The organism is Paraburkholderia suaedae, assembly GCF_040812055.1.
GTDB lineage: Bacteria > Pseudomonadota > Gammaproteobacteria > Burkholderiales > Burkholderiaceae > Paraburkholderia.
Genome location: NZ_JBFOAH010000003.1, coordinates 36,075 through 53,958 on the forward strand (window position 1 = coordinate 36,075; position 17,884 = coordinate 53,958).

19 protein-coding genes are annotated in these 17,884 nt (G+C 65.3%); 8 read left to right on the forward strand and 11 right to left on the reverse strand.

The window, feature by feature from the left end; all coding sequences use genetic code 11:
* Nucleotides 1-2: 2 nt before the first annotated feature.
* Both ABQJ48_RS05645 and ABQJ48_RS05650 read right to left on the reverse strand, forming a co-directional pair.
* The gene (locus tag ABQJ48_RS05645; RefSeq protein ID WP_367836588.1) at nt 3-398 is read right to left on the reverse strand and encodes a dihydroneopterin aldolase; all 396 of its coding nucleotides are present in this window, start codon (nt 396-398) and stop codon (nt 3-5) included.
* Nucleotides 399-486: 88 nt separating this feature from the next.
* On the reverse strand, nt 487-1,305 hold the full coding sequence (locus ABQJ48_RS05650) for an SDR family oxidoreductase (protein WP_367836589.1): 819 nt from the start codon (nt 1,303-1,305) through the stop codon (nt 487-489).
* Between the two features lie 13 nt (nt 1,306-1,318).
* Here ABQJ48_RS05650 and ABQJ48_RS05655 point away from each other — a divergent pair, with 13 nt between their 5' ends.
* Together ABQJ48_RS05655 and ABQJ48_RS05660 are read left to right on the forward strand one after the other, a co-directional pair.
* On the forward strand, nt 1,319-2,509 hold the full coding sequence (locus ABQJ48_RS05655; RefSeq protein ID WP_367836590.1) for a class I SAM-dependent methyltransferase: 1,191 nt from the start codon (nt 1,319-1,321) through the stop codon (nt 2,507-2,509).
* A gap of 31 nt (nt 2,510-2,540) precedes the next feature.
* A complete protein-coding gene (locus ABQJ48_RS05660) occupies nt 2,541-2,735 on the forward strand; it encodes a DUF2905 domain-containing protein (protein ID WP_367836591.1) in 195 nt (64 codons plus the stop codon).
* A gap of 71 nt (nt 2,736-2,806) precedes the next feature.
* Here the strand turns inward: ABQJ48_RS05660 and ABQJ48_RS05665 are convergent, their stop codons facing one another.
* The 4 genes from ABQJ48_RS05665 to ABQJ48_RS05680 form a co-directional block, all read right to left on the reverse strand.
* Complete coding sequence (locus ABQJ48_RS05665) at nt 2,807-4,039, reverse strand: multifunctional CCA addition/repair protein (RefSeq protein WP_367836592.1); 1,233 nt, start codon at nt 4,037-4,039, stop codon at nt 2,807-2,809.
* On the reverse strand, nt 4,036-4,689 hold the full coding sequence (locus ABQJ48_RS05670) for a glutathione S-transferase family protein (protein ID WP_367836594.1): 654 nt from the start codon (nt 4,687-4,689) through the stop codon (nt 4,036-4,038). Before ABQJ48_RS05670 ends, ABQJ48_RS05665 begins: the two co-directional genes overlap by 4 nt.
* 43 nt (nt 4,690-4,732) lie before the next feature.
* Nucleotides 4,733-5,686, reverse strand: coding sequence for a complex I NDUFA9 subunit family protein (locus ABQJ48_RS05675; RefSeq protein WP_367836596.1), 954 nt, complete (start codon nt 5,684-5,686; stop codon nt 4,733-4,735).
* An 82-nt stretch (nt 5,687-5,768) separates the two neighbouring features.
* Nucleotides 5,769-7,736: a lytic transglycosylase domain-containing protein gene (locus ABQJ48_RS05680; RefSeq protein ID WP_367836597.1), complete on the reverse strand. Its 1,968-nt coding sequence runs from the start codon at nt 7,734-7,736 to the stop codon at nt 5,769-5,771.
* Between the two features lie 77 nt (nt 7,737-7,813).
* On the opposite strand from ABQJ48_RS05680, the gene ABQJ48_RS05685 reads away from it, so the two are divergent.
* Nucleotides 7,814-8,356, forward strand: a complete 543-nt coding sequence (locus tag ABQJ48_RS05685; RefSeq protein WP_367836599.1) for a 5-formyltetrahydrofolate cyclo-ligase — start codon at nt 7,814-7,816, stop codon at nt 8,354-8,356.
* Nucleotides 8,357-8,424: 68 nt separating this feature from the next.
* Here ABQJ48_RS05685 and ABQJ48_RS05690 read toward each other — a convergent pair whose 3' ends face one another.
* Nucleotides 8,425-8,937, reverse strand: a complete 513-nt coding sequence (locus ABQJ48_RS05690; RefSeq protein WP_367836600.1) for a winged helix DNA-binding protein — start codon at nt 8,935-8,937, stop codon at nt 8,425-8,427.
* Nucleotides 8,938-9,160: 223 nt separating this feature from the next.
* Between ABQJ48_RS05690 and pxpB the strand changes: the two genes are divergently transcribed.
* The 5 genes from pxpB to ABQJ48_RS05715 all read left to right on the forward strand — a co-directional run bounded on the left by pxpB (nt 9,161) and on the right by ABQJ48_RS05715 (nt 13,613).
* A complete protein-coding gene (pxpB, locus tag ABQJ48_RS05695; protein WP_367836601.1) occupies nt 9,161-9,814 on the forward strand; it encodes a 5-oxoprolinase subunit PxpB in 654 nt (217 codons plus the stop codon).
* A complete protein-coding gene (locus tag ABQJ48_RS05700) occupies nt 9,811-10,863 on the forward strand; it encodes a 5-oxoprolinase subunit C family protein (protein WP_367836602.1) in 1,053 nt (350 codons plus the stop codon). Before pxpB ends, ABQJ48_RS05700 begins: the two co-directional genes overlap by 4 nt.
* 19 nt (nt 10,864-10,882) lie before the next feature.
* On the forward strand, nt 10,883-11,635 hold the full coding sequence (pxpA, locus tag ABQJ48_RS05705) for a 5-oxoprolinase subunit PxpA (RefSeq protein ID WP_367836603.1): 753 nt from the start codon (nt 10,883-10,885) through the stop codon (nt 11,633-11,635).
* Between the two features lie 290 nt (nt 11,636-11,925).
* Nucleotides 11,926-12,660, forward strand: coding sequence for a DUF969 domain-containing protein (locus ABQJ48_RS05710; protein ID WP_367836604.1), 735 nt, complete (start codon nt 11,926-11,928; stop codon nt 12,658-12,660).
* Nucleotides 12,657-13,613 carry a DUF979 domain-containing protein gene (locus tag ABQJ48_RS05715; RefSeq protein ID WP_367836606.1) on the forward strand — a complete coding sequence of 319 codons (957 nt, stop codon included), beginning with the start codon at nt 12,657-12,659 and terminating at the stop codon, nt 13,611-13,613. The genes ABQJ48_RS05710 and ABQJ48_RS05715 overlap by 4 nt, the downstream gene beginning before the upstream one ends.
* Nucleotides 13,614-13,798: 185 nt before the next feature.
* Here the strand turns inward: ABQJ48_RS05715 and ABQJ48_RS05720 are convergent, their stop codons facing one another.
* The 4 genes from ABQJ48_RS05720 to ABQJ48_RS05735 are packed head-to-tail and all read right to left on the reverse strand — an operon-like array spanning nt 13,799 to nt 17,882.
* On the reverse strand, nt 13,799-14,950 hold the full coding sequence (locus tag ABQJ48_RS05720) for a TraB/GumN family protein (protein WP_367836607.1): 1,152 nt from the start codon (nt 14,948-14,950) through the stop codon (nt 13,799-13,801).
* On the reverse strand, nt 14,943-15,962 hold the full coding sequence (locus ABQJ48_RS05725; protein ID WP_367836609.1) for a peptide ABC transporter ATP-binding protein: 1,020 nt from the start codon (nt 15,960-15,962) through the stop codon (nt 14,943-14,945). The genes ABQJ48_RS05720 and ABQJ48_RS05725 overlap by 8 nt, the downstream gene beginning before the upstream one ends.
* Nucleotides 15,959-16,963: an ABC transporter ATP-binding protein gene (locus ABQJ48_RS05730; RefSeq protein ID WP_367836610.1), complete on the reverse strand. Its 1,005-nt coding sequence runs from the start codon at nt 16,961-16,963 to the stop codon at nt 15,959-15,961. The genes ABQJ48_RS05725 and ABQJ48_RS05730 overlap by 4 nt, the downstream gene beginning before the upstream one ends.
* A 1-nt stretch (nt 16,964) precedes the next feature.
* Nucleotides 16,965-17,882 (reverse strand): ABC transporter permease subunit, encoded by a 918-nt coding sequence (locus ABQJ48_RS05735; protein WP_367836612.1) that lies wholly within the window; start codon nt 17,880-17,882, stop codon nt 16,965-16,967.
* Nucleotides 17,883-17,884 lie beyond the last annotated feature (2 nt).

The window sequence follows — 17,884 nt, forward strand, 5'->3', positions numbered from 1 at the left end:
GCTCAATCCTCTTTGATTCGGAACACTTCGACGCCCACTGCGTCGCAATCGGGATAGACGTCCGGCTTCTCGGTCGACACGCGCGCAGCCCGCACCTGCGGATGCTCCAGCATGGTCCTGACGAGATCGTCGCACAGCGTTTCCTGCAAGTGGATGTGGCCTTGTTCGACGCGCCGCGAAATGGTTGAGCGCATGAAGTCGTAGTCGACGACTTCGTTCAGCTTGTCCTGAACCGGCGTGGACAGCGCGAGCGGCACGAACAGTTCGACGTTGATCACGACACGCTGTTCGCCGCGCTTTTCGAAGTCATGCACGCCGATGTTGATGTTCACTTCGTAGTTGCGCAGAAAGAGCCGGCGGCAATCGCCGAGCCGGGGGTGCGAAAGAGCGGCAAACATGTTCGTTCCAGTGGAAAAAAGTGTGCGGAGCACGCAAAGAAGCGCTTCACTGCGCGGTGGCCGTCCCTGCAGGCAGGCCGCGCGCGTTTCAGGCGCCCGTCAAAAACATCACGTCGCGCGGCAGCGGCACGAGATGCTGCCCGCCGTCGACGACCAGCGTCGTTCCGGTGACTCCGGCTGCATCCGCGAGATACAGCGCGGCGGCCACGACGTCCTCGGGCCGCGACGCACGGCCCAAGGGCGTCATGCGGTGAGCGGCTACAAAGGCGTCCTCGGTCTGATCGCCGGATTGCATCGTCAGGCCGGGCGCGAGCCCGACCACGCGCACTTTCGGCGCGAGCGCCTGCGCCAGCGCGACCGTGGCGGTTTGCAGCGCCGCCTTCGAGAGCGTGTACGACAGGTAATCCGGATTCATGTTGTACAGCTTCTGATCCAGCACGTTGATGACCACCGCGCGCTGGCTTTCGTCGGTGCGCGCGGCCTCGGGCGTCGCGTCGAACAGCATGCGCGCGAGCACGAGCGGCGCGCCCAGATTCATCGCGGTCAGTCTCAGCAGCAGGTCGTAGCCGACATTGCGCGCCGTGTCTTCCTCGAAGCGTGACGCGTTGTTCACGATGCAGACCGGCCGGCCCAAAGCAGCGGTGCACGCCGGCAAAAGCCGCTCGACGTGGGCCTCGTCGCCCAATTCCGCGTGCAGCGCGACCGCCCGCCGGCCGAGCGCGGCGATTTGCGCGACCACCTGGTCGGCCTCTTCGCGCGACGCGCCGTAGTGCACCGCCACATCCCAGCCGCGCGCCGCAAAGCCGAGCGCAAGTGCGCGCCCGATGCGGCGGGCGGCGCCGGTAATCAGCACGACGCGGGACAGTTCAGGCGCGCGGGCAGCGGCGGTATCCAGAGAGGCGGTCATTTACAATGCGGGGATGAATCCGAAAGCTCACCAACCCGACAGTTTACCCGCTCCCGGCCCAAGCGCGCTCGCGCAGTCCGAAGCGCTGGTCGAGCGAATCCGCGCGGAGCTCGACGGCGCCGGCGGCTGGCTGCCGTTCGACCGCTATATGGAGCGCGCGCTTTACGCGCCCGGGCTCGGCTATTACAGCGGTGGCGCGCGCAAATTCGGTCTGCGCGGCGACGACGGCAGCGACTTCGTCACGGCTCCAGAACTGTCGCCGCTATTTGCCGCGACGCTGGCGCGCCCGGTCGCCGAAGCGCTGCAGGCGAGCGGCACGCGCGACGTGATAGAGTTCGGCGCGGGCACGGGCAAGCTGGCCGCCGGCTTGCTCAAAGCGCTGGATGCGTTGGGCGCCGGGTTCGACAGCTATTCGATCGTCGATCTGTCCGGCGAATTGCGCGAACGTCAACGGGAGACGATCGCGGACGCAGCGCCTGGGCTGCTTGCGAAGGTGCGCTGGCTGGACGCGTTGCCGGAACGCTTCGCGGGTGTGGTGATCGGCAACGAAGTGCTGGATGCAATGCCGGTGCGGCTCTTTGCAGCAAGCGGCGGGATCTGGCACGAGCGCGGCGTGGTATGGCGCGACGACGCGTTCGCGTTCGACGATCGGCCGGTGTCCGCGGCGGACGACCTCGCCTTGCTATCGGATATCGACATTGGCAGGGACCCCTACCTGACCGAAACCCACGAAGCCGCAAGCGCATTCACGCGCACCATTTGCACGATGCTCACGCGCGGCGCGGCGTTTCTGATCGACTACGGTTTTCCGCGTCACGAGTATTACCATGCACAGCGCGCACAAGGCACGTTGATGTGCCATTACCGGCATCGCGCACACGGCGATCCGTTCCTCTATCCGGGCTTGCAGGACATCACCGCGCACGTGGAATTCACCGGAATCGCCGAGGCCGGCGTCGAGACCGGCGCGGACTTGCTGGGCTTCACGTCGCAAGCGCGCTTTTTGCTGAATGCGGGCATTACCGAAGCATTGTCGGAAATCGATCCGGCCGACACCGCGAGGTTTCTGCCTGCGGCCAATGCGGTGCAGAAATTGTTGTCCGAGGCGGAGATGGGCGAACTGTTCAAGGTAATCGCGTTTTCGCGAGGACTGGACGACACGCTGCGAGCGTTTTCGAGCGGCGACCGCTCGCATACATTGTGATTTCGGCCGGGTTGGCCGTCAGGAAGTGGCGATGATTCGCTGGCTGTTGACTACGTTCGTTGCGGTGGCGGTGCTGTCGAGCTGCTGGCCGTGGCTCAGGAAGCTCGGCATTGGCCGCCTGCCTGGCGACGTCACCTTGCGCCTGTTCGGCCGCGAGTACCCGTTTCCTTTTATGTCGACGCTCGTGCTGTCGATGCTGTTGTCGCTTGTGGCGCGGCTGTTGTGAGTTGGTCAGGGGCGGCTCGCCACAGACCAAGGCGGCATGCGCCGCGCCAAAGCTAAGCACGCGAGCGTGCTCTACCCCAGCGCCGTTTCCACTGCGCGCACGCGCGCCTCATGCACGGCGTCCTTGATGCCGGCCGGCGCATCGGCCAGCCGCTTCGCCACCGCGCCCGCATCCACGGCGCGCGCCGCGACAAGCGCCACTCTGAGCCGCTCGGCTTGCGGATAGTCGCGCATCTCGAACCCGAGCCGCCCGCGCGCATCGGCCTCGCAGGCCTGCAACGCTTCGGCGAACCGCGCCGGCTTGCGAATCGCATCGCAGCGCTCGAACAACCTCACGAGCGCTGCCGCCCCCATCTCCATCACGCGATGAATGTTGCCGTGCTCGCGCGCCACCAGCAGCGCGAGGTCGCGGCAGTCGTTCGGCACGCGTAGCCGCTCGCACAGCGGTTTGAGCAGATCGACACTGCGTCCTTCGTGGCCGATGTGCCTGGGCAATACGTGCTCGGGTGTGGTTGCCTTGCCGAGGTCGTGCGCCAGTGCGGCAAACCGCACCGGCAACGCATAGCCCTGCTGCGCGGCGTGATCGACGACCATCATCACGTGCACGCCGGTGTCCACCTCGGGATGATAGTCGGCCCGCTGCGGCACGCCGAACAGCGCGTCGATCTCGGGCAGAATCCGCGCCAACGCTCCGCACTCACGCAGTACGTCGAACATACGCGACGGCTTCTTCTCCATCAGGCCGCGCGAGACTTCTTGCCACACGCGTTCGGCTACCAGCGCATCGACTTCACCGTCGGCGACCATCTTGCGCATCAGCATCAGCGTTTCAGGCGCAACCGTGAAGTCGACGAAGCGCGCGGCGAAGCGCGCAGTCCGCAAGATCCGCACAGGGTCTTCGAGGAACGCATCGCTCACATGCCGGAAGAGGCGCGCCTGCAAATCGGCTCGACCGTTGAACGGGTCGATGACCGGACCGATGAGCTCTCCGTCCGGGCGCACCTCGCGCGCCATCGCGTTGATCGTCAGATCGCGGCGCGCAAGGTCCTCCTCGAGCGTGACGTCCGGCGCATAGAAGAACTGGAAGCCGTGATAGCCGGCCGCCGTCTTGCGCTCGGTGCGTGCGAGCGCGTATTCCTCGTGCGTCTGTGGATGCAGGAACACCGGAAAATCCTTGCCCACCGGACGGTAGCCCTGCGCCACCATCTGCTCGGGCGTCGCGCCGACCACCACGTAATCGCGGTCCTGCACCGGCACGCCCAACAGCTCGTCGCGGATCGCGCCGCCTACCGCGTAGATATTCATGGGCATACGTCTTGGTACGGAATCGCGTAGGTGTCACTGCGCGCGGCGTCGATCCATGCCTGCACCGCGGGCAGCGCCGTAATCCGCTCGACGTAAGCCAACGAGGTGCCGGACAAGCTCGGCTGCCAGGTGTTCAAGCGCATCGCGACCGGCGCGTACATTGCGTCCGCAATACTGAACTCGCCGAACAGAAACGGGCCGCCATGCGCGTCGAGGCAGTCGCGCCAGATCGTCTCGATCCGCGCGATATCGGCCAGCGCGCCCGGCGTCGCGTTCTTGCCGGGAAACGATGCGCGGATGTTCATCCACATGTTCGAGCGCAAGTCGCCGAAACCCGAATGCATCTCCGCGCTGACGCTGCGAGCGCGGGCCCGCGCCGCCGCATCGCGCGGCCACAGCGCGTGCTGCGGGAAGCGCTCGGCCAGGGTTTCGGCAATCGCGAGCGAATCCCAGATGACCTGCCCCGCATCGTCGATCAGGCACGGAACCTTGCCCGGCCCTTGAGGCGCGTGAGCAAGGATCGCCGCAGTCGTGCCCGGTTGGTTCAGATGGATCAACACCTCTTCGAAGGGGATGCCGAAATGCTCGAGCAGCAGCCACGGCCGCATTGACCATGACGAATAGTTCTTGTCACCAATAAGCAGTTTCATGCGGGTTATCGACTGAGTGGAGAAAGAGGTTTAGCGGCGCATGTCAGCGTCCCGCGCTCGCGCGGAACGTGTCGAAGCGCGAACGCGCCGACGCGCCCGTCAGATAGGTGGGTGCAACCGTTTCGATGGCAACCGGCTCGATCCCGAGTTCAGGCGCGAGTGGGCCGCTCAAAACATTGTCGACTTTCATCGAATCCAGATTGTCGCGCGAGATCACCGGTTCGCCGGGCGCCATTTCGAAGGTGAGCGCCTGCAGCCGAGCGAGCGCCTGCGGCAAGCGGATGATGCGCGCATGCTTGCCGATCACGTCGCCGCAATACGTGACGAGGTCTTCGAGTGTGTAGACAGTGGGGCCGCCCAGTTCGTAGGTCCGCCCGTTCGCGGCATCGAGATCGAGCACGTTGACGATCGCCTTCGCGACATCGTCGACATACACTGGCTGGAATTTGGCGTCGGGCATTGCGAGCGGAAGCACCGGAAACATGCGCTGCAGGAATGCGAATTTGTTAAGAAAACGATCTTCGGGGCCGAACACAACCGACGGCCGGAAAATCGTCCACGCGACGTTGGCCGCATGCACCGCCTTTTCGCCGTCGCCCTTGGAGCGCGAGTACATGCTGGGCCCCTTCGGATTGGCGCCGAGCGCGCTGATGTGAATGAGCCGATGCACGCCTTTGCCTTCACAGGCCGCGACGATCCGGGTCGGCAGTTCGACGTGGGTGCGCGCGAACTCCGGGCCATACGGCGTGCCGCGTTTGCTGTTCAGGATGGCGACGAGATTGATCACGCAATCGGCGCCTTCGACGAAACGCGCGAGCTGCACCGGATCGAACACGTCGGTTTCGATCACGTCGATTGGCAGCATGGTGAGGTGGCGTGCGTTGTAGCGCCGCCTCGTAGCGACGCGCACGTCCTTGCCCATGTCGACGAGCGCGTTGACGAGGTGGCTGCCGATGAATCCGGAACCGCCGATGATCGCAATGGCTTGATGTCGCATTTTCGACTCCCTGGTGGAAGCCGCGGCAACGGCTGGCGTGGCGCACCGCAACCTCGGGACGAGGCCGCGGCGGCACGGCGCTTTACGGTGCGATGTATCCCAGACGCGCCTTCAGCGATTGCGGACGGCCTTCGAACAACGCCGCGTAGTAGACCGTGTTCGACAGCACATTCTTGACATAGTCGCGCGTTTCCTGGAAGGGAATCGCCTCGGCGAAGATCGCGCCTTCAACCGGATGCTGCAACGACTGGCGCCAGTTGCGCGGACGGCCCGGGCCCGCGTTATATCCGGCTGTGGCCAGCACGGCGGACCCGTCGAACTGATTGTAGATCATCGACAGGTAGTTCGTGCCGAGCAGGATGTTGGTGTTGATGTCGTTCATCTGCTCGCGCGAAATCGGGCCGAGGCCGATCTTTTTGGCGACCAGCTGCGCGGTGCCGGGCATCAATTGCATCAAGCCGCCTGCGCCGACATCCGAGCGCGCATTGATGATGAAGCGCGACTCCTGGCGAATCAGCCCGTAAGCCCATTCCACGTCCAGCCCGCTCGACTGCGCGTCGCGCTCGACGATGTCACGGAACGGCGACAGATAACGCAGCGAGAAGTCGTGTTCGCTTTTCGTGCGGTCCGCGGTGTTGACGGTGCGGTCATACAGCTGGATACGGCGCGCGTATTCGGCGGCGGCTAGCAGTTGGCGGTCGCTCATCGTACGCAGCGGCCAGTTCCATTCGCGATTGCCTTCGAGCCGCAGATTCAGCGCATAGAAACGCTGCGCCAGATCGAAGCCCGGCGTGTTGCCCGCTTGCTGAACTTCGGCGTCGGTCACGGTGGTTTTCGGCGGTACCGAGATTTTCTGGCCGAGTTCTTCGGCGGCCAGTTGGCCGTAGAAGTTGTAAGCCGGCGCGATCGATTCGAATTCCTGGTTGGCGGTGGTCGTGTCGCCCGCCTGCTTGAGTGCACGCGCATGCCAGTACACCCACGACGGCTGTTTGCGCAAGCTCTCCGGCATCTGTTCGATCGACCAGCGCACCATGTTCCAGTCGCCCGCGAGCAGCGCCGTGCGGGTGCGCCATTCATACGCGGGATTCGACAATGACGCGTTCGCCGACAACCGATACCAGTCCACCGCGCTCGGCATCTGCCTGGTCGCGGCCTGATAGGCAATCGTGCCCCAGCCGATCGCGCGCTCCGGCGAGTTCAGCGACGGCGCGACCGATGCGAAAGTAGCAGCGGCCATGGCCGGATCGTTGCGCGCCATGCGCGTGATCGCGAGCAGCGCCAACTGGTGCGACTGCGCCTCCGGACCGACGCCGCGCGCGAGCAGCAGCGGCGGCGTGTTCGCAGCCTGGCTGAACAGCACCGGATCGGGCGGCTGGTCGCCGAGCGCGTCGAGCAGCTTGCTGCCCGTGTTGGTGTAGTTCTGCTCGTAAGCAAGGCGGATTTGCTGCCAGACGTCGTCGGCGCTGAACTGGCGGCTCGCGGCCAGCGCGGTGATCAGATCGACGCAGCCGTCGCCGTACCACTTCGGATCGACCAGCAGCGCGCGCGCCGCGTCCGCGACGTTTTCGCCGCGCGAAGCCCGCGATTCGAGCGCGTAGCACTTGACCTGGGTGTCGTCGTTCAGCACGAAGCGTGCGTATTGCTGATCGAAGTTGTGCCAGTCGTGACGCGTGCCGAGCACCGTCAGGTAGTCGTTGCGCAGCCGGTCCGCGATGGCCTGGCCATCGTACTTCTGCAGGAACGCCAGCACCGGCGCATCGGGCGCGTCGACACGCGCGTGGCCGGTCGAATCGAACAGTTGCGGCTTGAGCTGGAAATATTCGAGATAAGAAGGCGCGGGGTAATCCGGGATCATGCTCGCCAACTGCGCCGCGCGTGCCGCGTCGTTGTTGCGGGCGGCCTCGCGAAGCTGGACGAAGATCTGGTCGTCGTTGGTGAGCTGCGAAAGCGCAATGGGTTTGACGGCGGAGGCTGTGCTGCACGCGACGAGTGCCGCTGCGGCAAGCGCCAGTCCGGCCGCGCGATATACTCGGTAAAGGCGTTTTGACATCGTTATTTCTGGAGCGCGAATTGGACCCAAGCATAGCATGCAACCCCCTCCCGGCAGCGAAAAAGGCGCTGCGGCGAATGCTATTGGAAGCAAGGCTGCAAGCGGCTTCCACGCCGGAACACAATGCCGCGCTGGGGGTTCGCCTGCTCGATGCGTTGAAGCACTACAGGGTGGGCAGTGTGGGCTTCTACTGGCCGCTCGGCGGCGAATTCGACGCGCGCCCCACGATCTCGCTGTGGCTCGCCGACGGCGAGCGGCGCGAAGCGAGTCTGCCCGTTATCAAAGAACGTGGCGTGCCGCTCGAATTCCATGCATGGACGCCCGATACGCCGATGAAAATGGGGCATCACAAGATCGCCGAGCCAACCACCGGGCGAAGGGTGCTGCCCGAACTACTTTTGGTCCCGTGCGTGGGTTTCGATATCGACGGTTACCGGCTCGGCTACGGCGGCGGCTATTACGATCGCACGCTCGCCGCATGGCCGGGTCCGAAGAAGCCGCTCACGGTCGGCGTTGCCTATGAAGCGTGCCGTACCCAGGCACTGCAACGAGAAGCCCACGACATCGCGCTCGACCTGATCGTCACCGAGGCGGGGACGTATCCCGGGCCGTTGAATTGAGTTGAGGCGGGTCGTCGTGCGGCTTCGCGGCAACTTCGCCTGAAGCCTCGTGCTCGGCGGACTCTGCGCTACAGGGACGCGGCCGCCCGCGCAGCGGTGTCGTACAGACCGGATGCGTTGCGCATCAGCTGCGCCGCGTCGCCGATCTGCTCATTGGTCAGCCCGCTTTCTTTGAGCGTCGAAATCAGACAGCTCTCACGCACCTCGCGATATTTCAGACACAACGCACGGCCGGCGTCGGTCGCCGAGAAGAACACTTCCTTGCCGGTCTTTTCACTTTTTACATACCCTCTAGCTACGAGCTTCTTCAACGCGTAGGTGGCGACGTGCGTGTCCTCGATGTTCAGCACGAAGCAGATGTCGGCCAGTTTCTTGCGGCGCTCCCGATGACTGACATGGTGCAGCAGCGACACTTCGATCGCGGTCATGTCCTTGTCCCCCGCCGCCGACATGCAACGCACCATCCACCGGTTGAAGGCGTTGCCGGCCATGATCAGCGCGTATTCGAGTTCGGACAGTTCCGCGCTGGTCTCGGAGACGAGATGTTCCGACGAGACGATCTTGGTGGGATGGCGCGGCATAACGAATAGTCCCGAGGGTCAGGATGAGAGAGTGTTCGGCAGTGTACGACGAGCCATCGTTCGGAGACGCCTGGCACAAACGCTTATTGATAAATTGTTGATGTTTTATTGATAATGTACGCTTCCAGGATCGCACGCCAATGCTGGAAGCGCGTCTGGGGATCCCGGTCCTCGAATCCTCCGACTCGACCTCGGCCGCCTGGGCCGTTAAGCCATTAGCCACATGAGCCAACCAAAAATCTTTTCGCTCGGCGATGCCGCGCTCGTTTGCGAAGCGCCGCCGCCAGCCACGCTGGCGTGCCAGCAGCGCGTATGGGCGGCCGCCGAGGCCGCGCGCGACTGGCCGCACGTGCTCGAAGTGGTGCCGGGCATGAACAATTTGACGCTCGTGTTCGATCCGCTCCAGGCGGACCGGGACGCGCTCGCCGAGCATTTGCTGGCTGCCTGGAACGCCGGGAACAAGGCGAGCGTGGCGGGCCGTGAGGTGCAGATTCCGGTGCAGTACGGCGGCGAGTTCGGCCCCGATCTGCAAGCGGTCGCCGATCACACAGGGCTGACCACGCGCGAGGTGGTGCAGCGTCACGCGGATGGCGAGTACGTGGTCTTTTTCGTCGGCTTCCAGCCGGGCTTTGCGTACATGGGCGGCCTCGACGCCGCCTTGCACACGCCGCGCCGCGCGTCGCCGCGGCTCGAAGTGCCTGCCGGATCGGTCGGCATCGGCGGCGAGCAGACCGGCATCTATCCGGCCACGTCGCCCGGCGGCTGGCAACTGATCGGCCGCACCGAGCTGCCGCTGTTCGACCCGGCGCGCCGCCCGCCCACGCTGCTTCAGCCGGGCGACCGGGTGCGCTTCACCATCGCGGGGATGCAGGCATGATCGACGTCATTCGCGCCGGTCTGTTGACCACGATTCAAGACCTCGGCCGTCACGGTCACCGGCATCTGGGTGTCGCGATGAGTGGGGCGCTCGACCGCCTTGCGCTCGAAGTCGGCAACCGGCTGGTCGGAAACCGGCCCGATGCAGCCGGCCTCGAAATCACCTTCGGCCCGACGGTGCTGCGCTTTCCGCGCGCGACCCGGGTCGCCGTCACCGGCACGGAATTCGGCGCGACGCTGGACGGCAAGCCGGTTCACTCGTGGTGGAGCCTGCCTGTGCAAGCCGGGCAGGAGTTGGTGCTGAACGCGGCCAAACGCGGCATGCGCGGCTACGTCTGCGTGGCGGGCGGCATCGACGTGCTGCCGGTGCTCGGCTCGCGCAGCACCGACCTCGCAGGCCATTTCGGCGGCCTGGGCGGGCGCGCGCTGCGCGACGGCGACCGCTTGCCGGTGGGCGCCCCACAGCAGCGCGGCCAGCTCGGCTTCGCGCCGCAGGCGCCGGAGTTCGGCGTGAAAGCGCCTGGCTGGTGCAAGTTCGTGCTGGTGCACGAGCCGCTGCGGCGCGGCCGTCATCCGTCGGGCGTGCCGTGGGCCGTGCCGATCCGCGTGCTGCGCGGCCCGGAGTACGACAGCTTCACCGAGGCGGCGCACGAAGCATTCTGGTCCGACGAATGGCTCGTCACGCCCAACAGCAACCGGATGGGTTATCGCCTCGCTGGCGCCGAACTGATGCGCACGCAGAAAACCGACCTGCTGTCGCACGCAGTGCTGCCCGGCACGATTCAGGTGCCGCCGAATGGCCAGCCGATCGTGCTGATGAGCGACGCGCAAACCACCGGCGGCTATCCGAAGATCGGCGCGGTGATCCAGGCCGATCTGTGGAAACTCGCGCAGGTGCGGCTCAACGCCTCGGTGCGCTTCATCCCGACGACGCTGTTCGAGGCCCGCCAGGCTTTGCTGGAAGAGCGCGCGTATTTGCGGCAGATCGATGCCGCCATCGCGCTGCATGAAGAACGCTGCGCACGCCGGCTGGCGCTCGCGGCGACGTAACACTCAGTAGGGGAATAGCATGGAAATCGATTTGAACGCCGATCTCGGCGAGGGCTGTGGCTCCGACGAGGCGCTGCTCGACCTCGTCAGTTCGGCCAATATCGCCTGCGGCTGGCATGCGGGCGGCCCGAATGCAATGCGCGAATGCGTGCGCTGGGCGGTGCAGAAGGGCGTGTCAATTGGCGCGCATCCTAGCTTCAACGATCCGCAGAATTTCGGCCGCAAGGAAATGGATCTGCCGGCCGGCGAGATATACGCGGGCGTGCTGTATCAGCTGGGCGCGCTGTCGGCGATTGCCCAGGCCGAGGGCGGACGCATCGCGCATGTCAAGCCGCACGGGGCGCTGTACAACCAGGCGGCGCGCGACGCCCGGATCGCCGACGCGATCGTGTCGGCGGTGCACGACTTCGATCCGTCGGTCGCCGTGTTCGCGCTCGCCAACAGTGGTCTCGTGACGGCGGCACGCAACGCGGGGCTGATCGCAATCGAAGAAGTGTTCGCCGACCGCGGCTATCGCGCCGACGGGTCGCTCGTGCCGCGCAACGAGCCCGGCGCGCTGCTCGACGATGAAAACCTGGTGCTGGAGCGCACGCTCGCGATGATCCGCGAGCAGCGGGTGCAAGCCGTCGATGGGCAGTGGGTGGCGTTGAACGCGCAAACCATTTGCCTGCACGGCGACGGTCCGCACGCGCTGGCATTCGCGCGGCGCATTCGCGGCGCGCTGGAGGCCGCCGGCATCGAAGTGCACGCGGCCAACGCCGCACGCGTCTGAGCGCGAGCTTCGGCGGCGAGCTAGACAGCGCGGACCGACTCTTGCGGCACCGCTAGCGCCCCGCTTTCGGGCGGGGCGTGGGCCAGGTGCGCCACGGATTGGACGAATCAGGGTAGCGGCGGCCAGGCAGTCCAGGCAAAAGCCGCCGCAACCTCAAATGCAGGTGCAGTGCAGTTGGAAACGACGCGGCCATCAAGAGCCGTGACAACAAGACGGCGCAGCGAAAGCCACGCGCCGGCCCACATCAGCCGCCACCAGCGGCGAGGTTGAAACTATGTTTGGAGATCCTGATGCAGACCACAGTCAGTCTATGGCCGCTCATTGGTGTAGCGGTCATCATCGCCGGCTTTTTATTGCGGTTCAATCCGATGCTGATCGTGGCGGTCGCCGCGATCGCCACCGGTCTGGCCGCGCAATTCCCGCCTGAAAAGATTCTCGCGGCCATCGGCACCGGCTTCATCAAGACGCGCAACATCCCGCTCATCATTCTGCTGCCGCTCGCGGTGATCGGGCTGCTCGAACGGCACGGGCTGCGCGAGCGCGCGCAAGCGTGGATCGCCGGCATCAAGGCGGCCACCTCGGGGCGTCTGCTCATCGTCTATCTGCTCGTGCGGGAACTCACTGCCGCGGTCGGCCTGACCGGACTCGGCGGCCATCCGCAGATGGTGCGTCCGCTGATCGCGCCGATGACCGAAGGCGCGGCCGAAACCCGCTTTGGCAAGATCAGCGACGAAGTGCGCTTCAAACTGCGCGCCTTTGCAGCGGCGACCGACAACGTGGGCCTCTTCTTCGGCGAGGACATCTTCGTCGCGTTCGGCGCGATCGTGCTGATGACGACCTTCCTGAAGGAAGCGGGCATCGTCGTCGAACCGATTCACGTCGCGGTGTGGGGCATTCCGACCGCGATCTCCGCGTTCATCGTGCACGGCTTCCGGCTGTATCTGCTCGACCGCAAGCTCGAACGCGAACTGCGCGGCAAGGCCCCCGCGTCGCCGGTGCGCTCCGCCGCGGGAGACAAAGCATGACGTTCACCATTACCTATCTGTTCTGGCTGCTGGGCGTGGTGCTGTTGATCGTCGGCGGCATGATCGTCACGGACAAGGCGCACCCGCGCCGTTTCACCGCGGGCGGCTTCTGGATCCTCTACGCGCTGATCTTCCTGATTGGCGACCGGCTGCCGCCCGCGGTGGTCGGCGTCGCGGTGATCGTGATGGCGGTGATCGCGGGCTTCGGCGGCGTCACCGCCGCCAAGCCGAAAACGCTGTCGCTGGAAGCGCGCAAGGCAAGCGCCGCGCGTCTGGGCAACAAGCTGTTCGTGCCTGCGCTGACGATTCCGGTCATCACCGTGATCATTACGCTGTCGGCGAGCCAACTGGTGTTCGGCGGCATGCCGCTGATCGAGAAGGCCAACGTCACGCTGATCGGCTTTGGCATCGGCTGCGTGATCGCGCTCGCAGTGGCCTGCGTGATGACGCGCGACACCGTCGGCCAGTCGATGAAGGAAGCGCGCCGGCTGGTCGACGCGCTATCCTGGGCCGCGGTGCTCCCGCAGATGCTCGGCATGCTCGGCCTCGTGTTTTCGGACGCGGGCGTCGGCAAGGCGGTCGCGCACGTCACCACTGCCTATATCAGCCTCGACTACCGCTTCGTCGCGGTAGCCGTGTACTGCATCGGCATGGCGCTCTTCACGATGGTGATGGGCAACGGCTTCGCCGCGTTCCCGGTAATGACGGGCGGCGTCGGCGTGCCGATCCTGGTGGGCGTGTTTCACGGCAATCCCGCGGTGATGGTCGCGATCGGCATGTTCTCCGGCTACTGCGGCACGCTGATGACGCCGATGGCCGCGAACTTCAACATCGTGCCCGCGGCGCTGCTGGAACTGCCGGATAAAAACGCGGTGATCAAGGTTCAGATTCCGACCGCGCTGACCTTGCTGGTCATCAACATCTTGCTGTTGAATTTCCTGATGTTCCGGTAAGAGCGCCACTATCGTTGCTGGCCTTATCCGATGCGTCGCAGTGGGCCACTGGGATGCATCGGTGCAGTCAAGCCATTTCGTCTTGCGCAGCGAATCAAGATGGCATCGGGGGATGCGCCGCTTGCCGCAAACGACGTTCGGAGCCTGACAGATGGTGGTGGCTTAGGCGCTGGCGGCTCTGGAGCTCACCCCGGCTCGACCACGAACCCATGTTTGCGCAAAAGCTGCAGCACGCCTTTCGGCCCGCCCAGGTGCAACGCCCCTATCGCGACGAATACCGGCTTGTTCGGCGCGGCGAGCTGCAGCATCCGCGCGACGAAGCGGCGGTTGCGTTCGTAGACGATCTTGTTGTCGATCTGATTCGAAACGCGTTTGTCGCGCGCCAGGTTTTCCGACTTGGCGGCCTGCCATGCGGCGATTGCATCGGCATCGCCGACCCGCCACAGGCGGTGCAGCGTACGCACGTCGGCGACGTTCTGCGCGGGTGTCTGCACGAGGTCCTGCGCCAGCATTTCGCGCTGCTGCGCGAGCGAAAGCCCCGTGAACGCGTGCATCTGTTGCGGCAAGCTTTCAAGGCCGACGATCTTGCCGCGCGTCTTCAGATACACGTTCTGCAATTGCGCTTCCGTGCCGTACTCGGTTTGCAGACCGGCGCTCAGCGAATCATAGGTTTCCACCACTAGCGACGCGAGCCACGGCCGCATCTTCTTGATCGCATCGAGCGCGGCGGGGTTGCCGCGCAAACGCATCGCCAGCTTGTGCCATAAAGGCTCCGGCAGCAGACCGGGCAGGCAGTCGCGCCGACACACGCCGTACTTCGACACGTCGTCTTCCGAGACCAGCAGTTCGTCGGGGGATAGTTCGAGCGCCAGTGTCGGCGACGCGGCGAGAGCCGCCAGGATCGGGGCGCGGAACGGCTGATTGACGGGATAGTCGGCGGGATCGCCAACATGCAGCGTGCCCAGCACATAGAGGGTGGTGGTGCCGCGCGTCGCGACGTAGAACGGCATGTGCGCCGGTTGGGCGCGCACCGGGCCGCTCGCGGTGGTGCCCGGCGGCGCGGGGGGTGAGTTCAAGCCCGGCAAGCCGGCGCGCGACGGCGCCGGCACGCCGGGCACCGGCGCCGCCGGACGCCCCGCCTGGCCGGGCGCAGTGGCCGCCGCGCCCGCCGCCCGCGCGACATTGAGCGCTCCCACGCCCAGAACCAGCACGCAACCCACGACGAGCAGCGCGGCGCCATTCAGTGCGCGCGCGCTCGCGCGCCGCGCGAAAGCCGCAGCACGGCCGCCATCACGCAAGCGGCGCGCATGACGACGCGCCGCCGCCACATCAGGCATCCATGTCCCCCACCTCCTCGGCGCGGTGACACGACACCTGACGGCCATCCACTTCACGCAGCTTCGGTTCTTCACTGCGGCAGCGGTCGATCGCGTACGGGCAGCGCAGATGAAACGTGCAGCCTGAAGGCGGATTCAATGGCGACGGCATTTCACCTTGCAACTTGATCTTGATGCTTCGGTCTTCCTCGAAGATCGAAGGCGTCGCCGACATCAGCGCGCGCGTGTACGGATGCCTCGGCTTCGAGAAAATCCGCTTCTTGTCGCCAAGCTCCGCCACGCCGCCGAAGTACATGACCATCACATCGTCGGCGATATGCTCGACCACCGACAGGTTGTGCGAGATGAACACGTAGCTGGTCCCGAACTCTTCCTGCAGATCCATGAACAGATTCAGGATCTGCGCCTGGATCGACACGTCGAGCGCCGATACGGGTTCGTCGGCGACCACGATCTGCGGGTCGAGGATCATTGCGCGCGCAATCGCCACACGCTGACGCTGACCACCGGAGAACATATGCGGATAGCGCTTCGCATGCTCGGGGCGCAGGCCGACGGTGCGCATGATCCGCGCGATCCGTTCGGTGCGTTCGACGGCACTAAGCGGCGTGTTGATCGCGAGCGGTTCGCCGAGCGTCTGTTCGACGGTCTTGCGCGGATTGAGCGACGCGAACGGGTTCTGAAACACCATCTGCACGCGCCGCCGCAGCGCGGCGATTTTCGCGTGGTCGGCGCCGGCCACGTCCTCACCGTCGATCAGCAAACGGCCCGCGCTGGGCGTTTCGATCATGGTCAACTGACGCGCGAGCGTGGATTTGCCACAGCCGGATTCGCCGACCACCGCGAGCGTTTTGCCGCGCTCCAGCGCGAACGACACGCCGTTGAGCGCCTTCACCGTGCCGGAGGCGAACATGCCGCGCTTGACCGTGTAGTAACGCGCGAGCTTGTCGGCGACGAGCACGTGATCGCCAGCATGCTGCGGATGGCGCCGCGTTTCGTGTACTGCGTTCATCGTGCGCCTCCGTGCGTATGAACGTTGGCGTCGCCGCTCAGGTTCAGGGGTTTGATGCAGCGCACGCGCGCCACTTCGGCGTGACCTTGCATGGGTGCCAGCGCGGGCCGCGCTTTCAGGCAATCGTCGACCACGTACTTGCAGCGCGGTGCGAACAGACACCCGCGCGGCCGGTCGTCGCGCCCCGGCACCATGCCCGGCAATGCGGCGAGCCGCACCGCGCCGACGTTATGCTCGGGGATCGCCGCCAGCAACGCTTCCGTGTACGGATGATGGGGCGCCGCGAAGATGTCTGGCACCTTGTTGGTCTCGATCACTTCGCCAGCGTACATGACCGCGACGCGCTGCGCGACCTCGGACACCACCGCGAGATCGTGAGAGATCAGCACGAGCGCCATCCCGCGTTCCTTCTGCAGCTTCATCAGCAATTCCATGATCTGCGCCTGGATCGTCACGTCGAGCGCGGTGGTCGGCTCGTCGGCGATCAGCAGCTTCGGGTTGCAGGCAATCGCCATCGCGATCATCACGCGCTGGTTCATGCCGCCCGACATCTGGTGCGGAAACGACGTGATGCGATTCTTCGCGTCGGGAATGCCGACCTGGTCGAGCAGTTCGAGCGCGCGTCTGTCGAGCGCGCTGCCGCGCAGGCCTTCGTGGAGCTTGAGCACTTCCTTGATCTGATAGCCGACCGTGTAGCTCGGATTCAGACTCGTGAGCGCGTCCTGAAACACCATCGCGATGTCTTTGCCGATGATCTTGCGGCGCTCTTTCGGGGAAGCGTTCAGCAGGCTTTTGCCGTTGAAGGTGATCTCGTCCGCCGTGACCTTGCCCGGCGCGTCGATCAGGCCCATCAGCGCCATCATCGTCACGCTCTTGCCCGAGCCCGATTCGCCGACCACGCCGACTACTTCGCCGGGCGCGACGTCGAGGTCGATCCGGTCGACCGCGGGCAGATCGTTGAAACTCACCGCCAGATTGCGGATGGTCAATAAGTTAGCCATGTCATGCCATCCGTTTGAGTTTGGGATCGAGCGCGTCGCGCAGCCCGTCGCCGAGCAGATTGATCGCGAGCACCGAGATCAGGATGGACAGACCCGGCATCGTGACGATCCACCAGGCGCTGTCGATGTAGTCGCGCGCCGAGGCCAACATCGCGCCCCACTCCGCCGACGGCGGTTGCACGCCGAGGCCGAGAAAGCCGAGCGCGGCGGCGTCGAGAATCGCCGACGAGAAACCCAGCGTGGCCTGAACAATCAGCGGTGCGGTGCAGTTCGGCAGCACTTGCGAGAACATCAGGCGCAATGTGCCGGCGCCCGCCACGCGCGACGCCGTGACGTATTCCTTCTGCAACTCGCCTTGCGCCGACGCGCGCGTCAAACGCACATAGCCCGGCAGCGCGACAATTGCGATCGCCAGCATCGTGTTGACGAGGCCGGGGCCGATGATCGCGACTACAGCGACCGCGAGCAGCAGCGACGGCAACGCGAGCAGCACGTCCATGATGCGCATGATCGGCGTGTCGGCCCACTTCTCGAAAAACGCCGCGATAAGCCCCAGCACGATGCCCGGAATCAGCGCGAGCACGACCGATACGAAGCCGATCCAGAACGACAGCCGCGCGCCGTACATCAGGCGCGAGAGGATGTCGCGGCCGGCTTCGTCCGTGCCGAGAATGAACTTCCAGTTGCCGCCGTCGAGCCATGCCGGCGGAATCTTCACGAAGTCGCGGTATTGCTCGATCGGGCTGTGCGGCGCAATCAATGGCGCGAAGATCGCTACAAAAACCAGCATCAGCACGACGATGCCGGCACCGACCGCGCCACGGTTGCGCGAGAAGTTCGCCCAGAATTCACGGGCGGCAATGGCGCGGCCGCTGGGTGGCGTGACCGCCTGGGGAACGGTGTTTTGAATGTCTGCCATGG

Bases quoted from the DNA above. Each gene is read 5' to 3' on its own strand.
- pxpB (WP_367836601.1), top strand. From the start codon at position 9,161: ATGAGCCAACCAAAAATCTTTTCGCTCGGCGATGCCGCGCTCGTTTGC.
- ABQJ48_RS05645 (WP_367836588.1), bottom strand. From the start codon at position 398: ATGTTTGCCGCTCTTTCGCACCCCCGGCTCGGCGATTGCCGCCGGCTC.
- ABQJ48_RS05675 (WP_367836596.1), bottom strand. From the start codon at position 5,686: ATGCGACATCAAGCCATTGCGATCATCGGCGGTTCCGGATTCATCGGC.
- ABQJ48_RS05720 (WP_367836607.1), bottom strand. From the start codon at position 14,950: ATGCCTGATGTGGCGGCGGCGCGTCGTCATGCGCGCCGCTTGCGTGAT.
- pxpA (WP_367836603.1), top strand. From the start codon at position 10,883: ATGGAAATCGATTTGAACGCCGATCTCGGCGAGGGCTGTGGCTCCGAC.
- ABQJ48_RS05700 (WP_367836602.1), top strand. From the start codon at position 9,811: ATGATCGACGTCATTCGCGCCGGTCTGTTGACCACGATTCAAGACCTC.
- ABQJ48_RS05725 (WP_367836609.1), bottom strand. From the start codon at position 15,962: ATGAACGCAGTACACGAAACGCGGCGCCATCCGCAGCATGCTGGCGAT.
- ABQJ48_RS05650 (WP_367836589.1), bottom strand. From the start codon at position 1,305: ATGACCGCCTCTCTGGATACCGCCGCTGCCCGCGCGCCTGAACTGTCC.
- ABQJ48_RS05710 (WP_367836604.1), top strand. From the start codon at position 11,926: ATGCAGACCACAGTCAGTCTATGGCCGCTCATTGGTGTAGCGGTCATC.
- ABQJ48_RS05680 (WP_367836597.1), bottom strand. From the start codon at position 7,736: ATGTCAAAACGCCTTTACCGAGTATATCGCGCGGCCGGACTGGCGCTT.
- ABQJ48_RS05655 (WP_367836590.1), top strand. From the start codon at position 1,319: ATGAATCCGAAAGCTCACCAACCCGACAGTTTACCCGCTCCCGGCCCA.
- ABQJ48_RS05665 (WP_367836592.1), bottom strand. From the start codon at position 4,039: ATGAATATCTACGCGGTAGGCGGCGCGATCCGCGACGAGCTGTTGGGC.
- ABQJ48_RS05715 (WP_367836606.1), top strand. From the start codon at position 12,657: ATGACGTTCACCATTACCTATCTGTTCTGGCTGCTGGGCGTGGTGCTG.
- ABQJ48_RS05685 (WP_367836599.1), top strand. From the start codon at position 7,814: ATGCTATTGGAAGCAAGGCTGCAAGCGGCTTCCACGCCGGAACACAAT.
- ABQJ48_RS05660 (WP_367836591.1), top strand. From the start codon at position 2,541: ATGATTCGCTGGCTGTTGACTACGTTCGTTGCGGTGGCGGTGCTGTCG.
- ABQJ48_RS05670 (WP_367836594.1), bottom strand. From the start codon at position 4,689: ATGAAACTGCTTATTGGTGACAAGAACTATTCGTCATGGTCAATGCGG.
- ABQJ48_RS05735 (WP_367836612.1), bottom strand. From the start codon at position 17,882: ATGGCAGACATTCAAAACACCGTTCCCCAGGCGGTCACGCCACCCAGC.
- ABQJ48_RS05730 (WP_367836610.1), bottom strand. From the start codon at position 16,963: ATGGCTAACTTATTGACCATCCGCAATCTGGCGGTGAGTTTCAACGAT.
- ABQJ48_RS05690 (WP_367836600.1), bottom strand. From the start codon at position 8,937: ATGCCGCGCCATCCCACCAAGATCGTCTCGTCGGAACATCTCGTCTCC.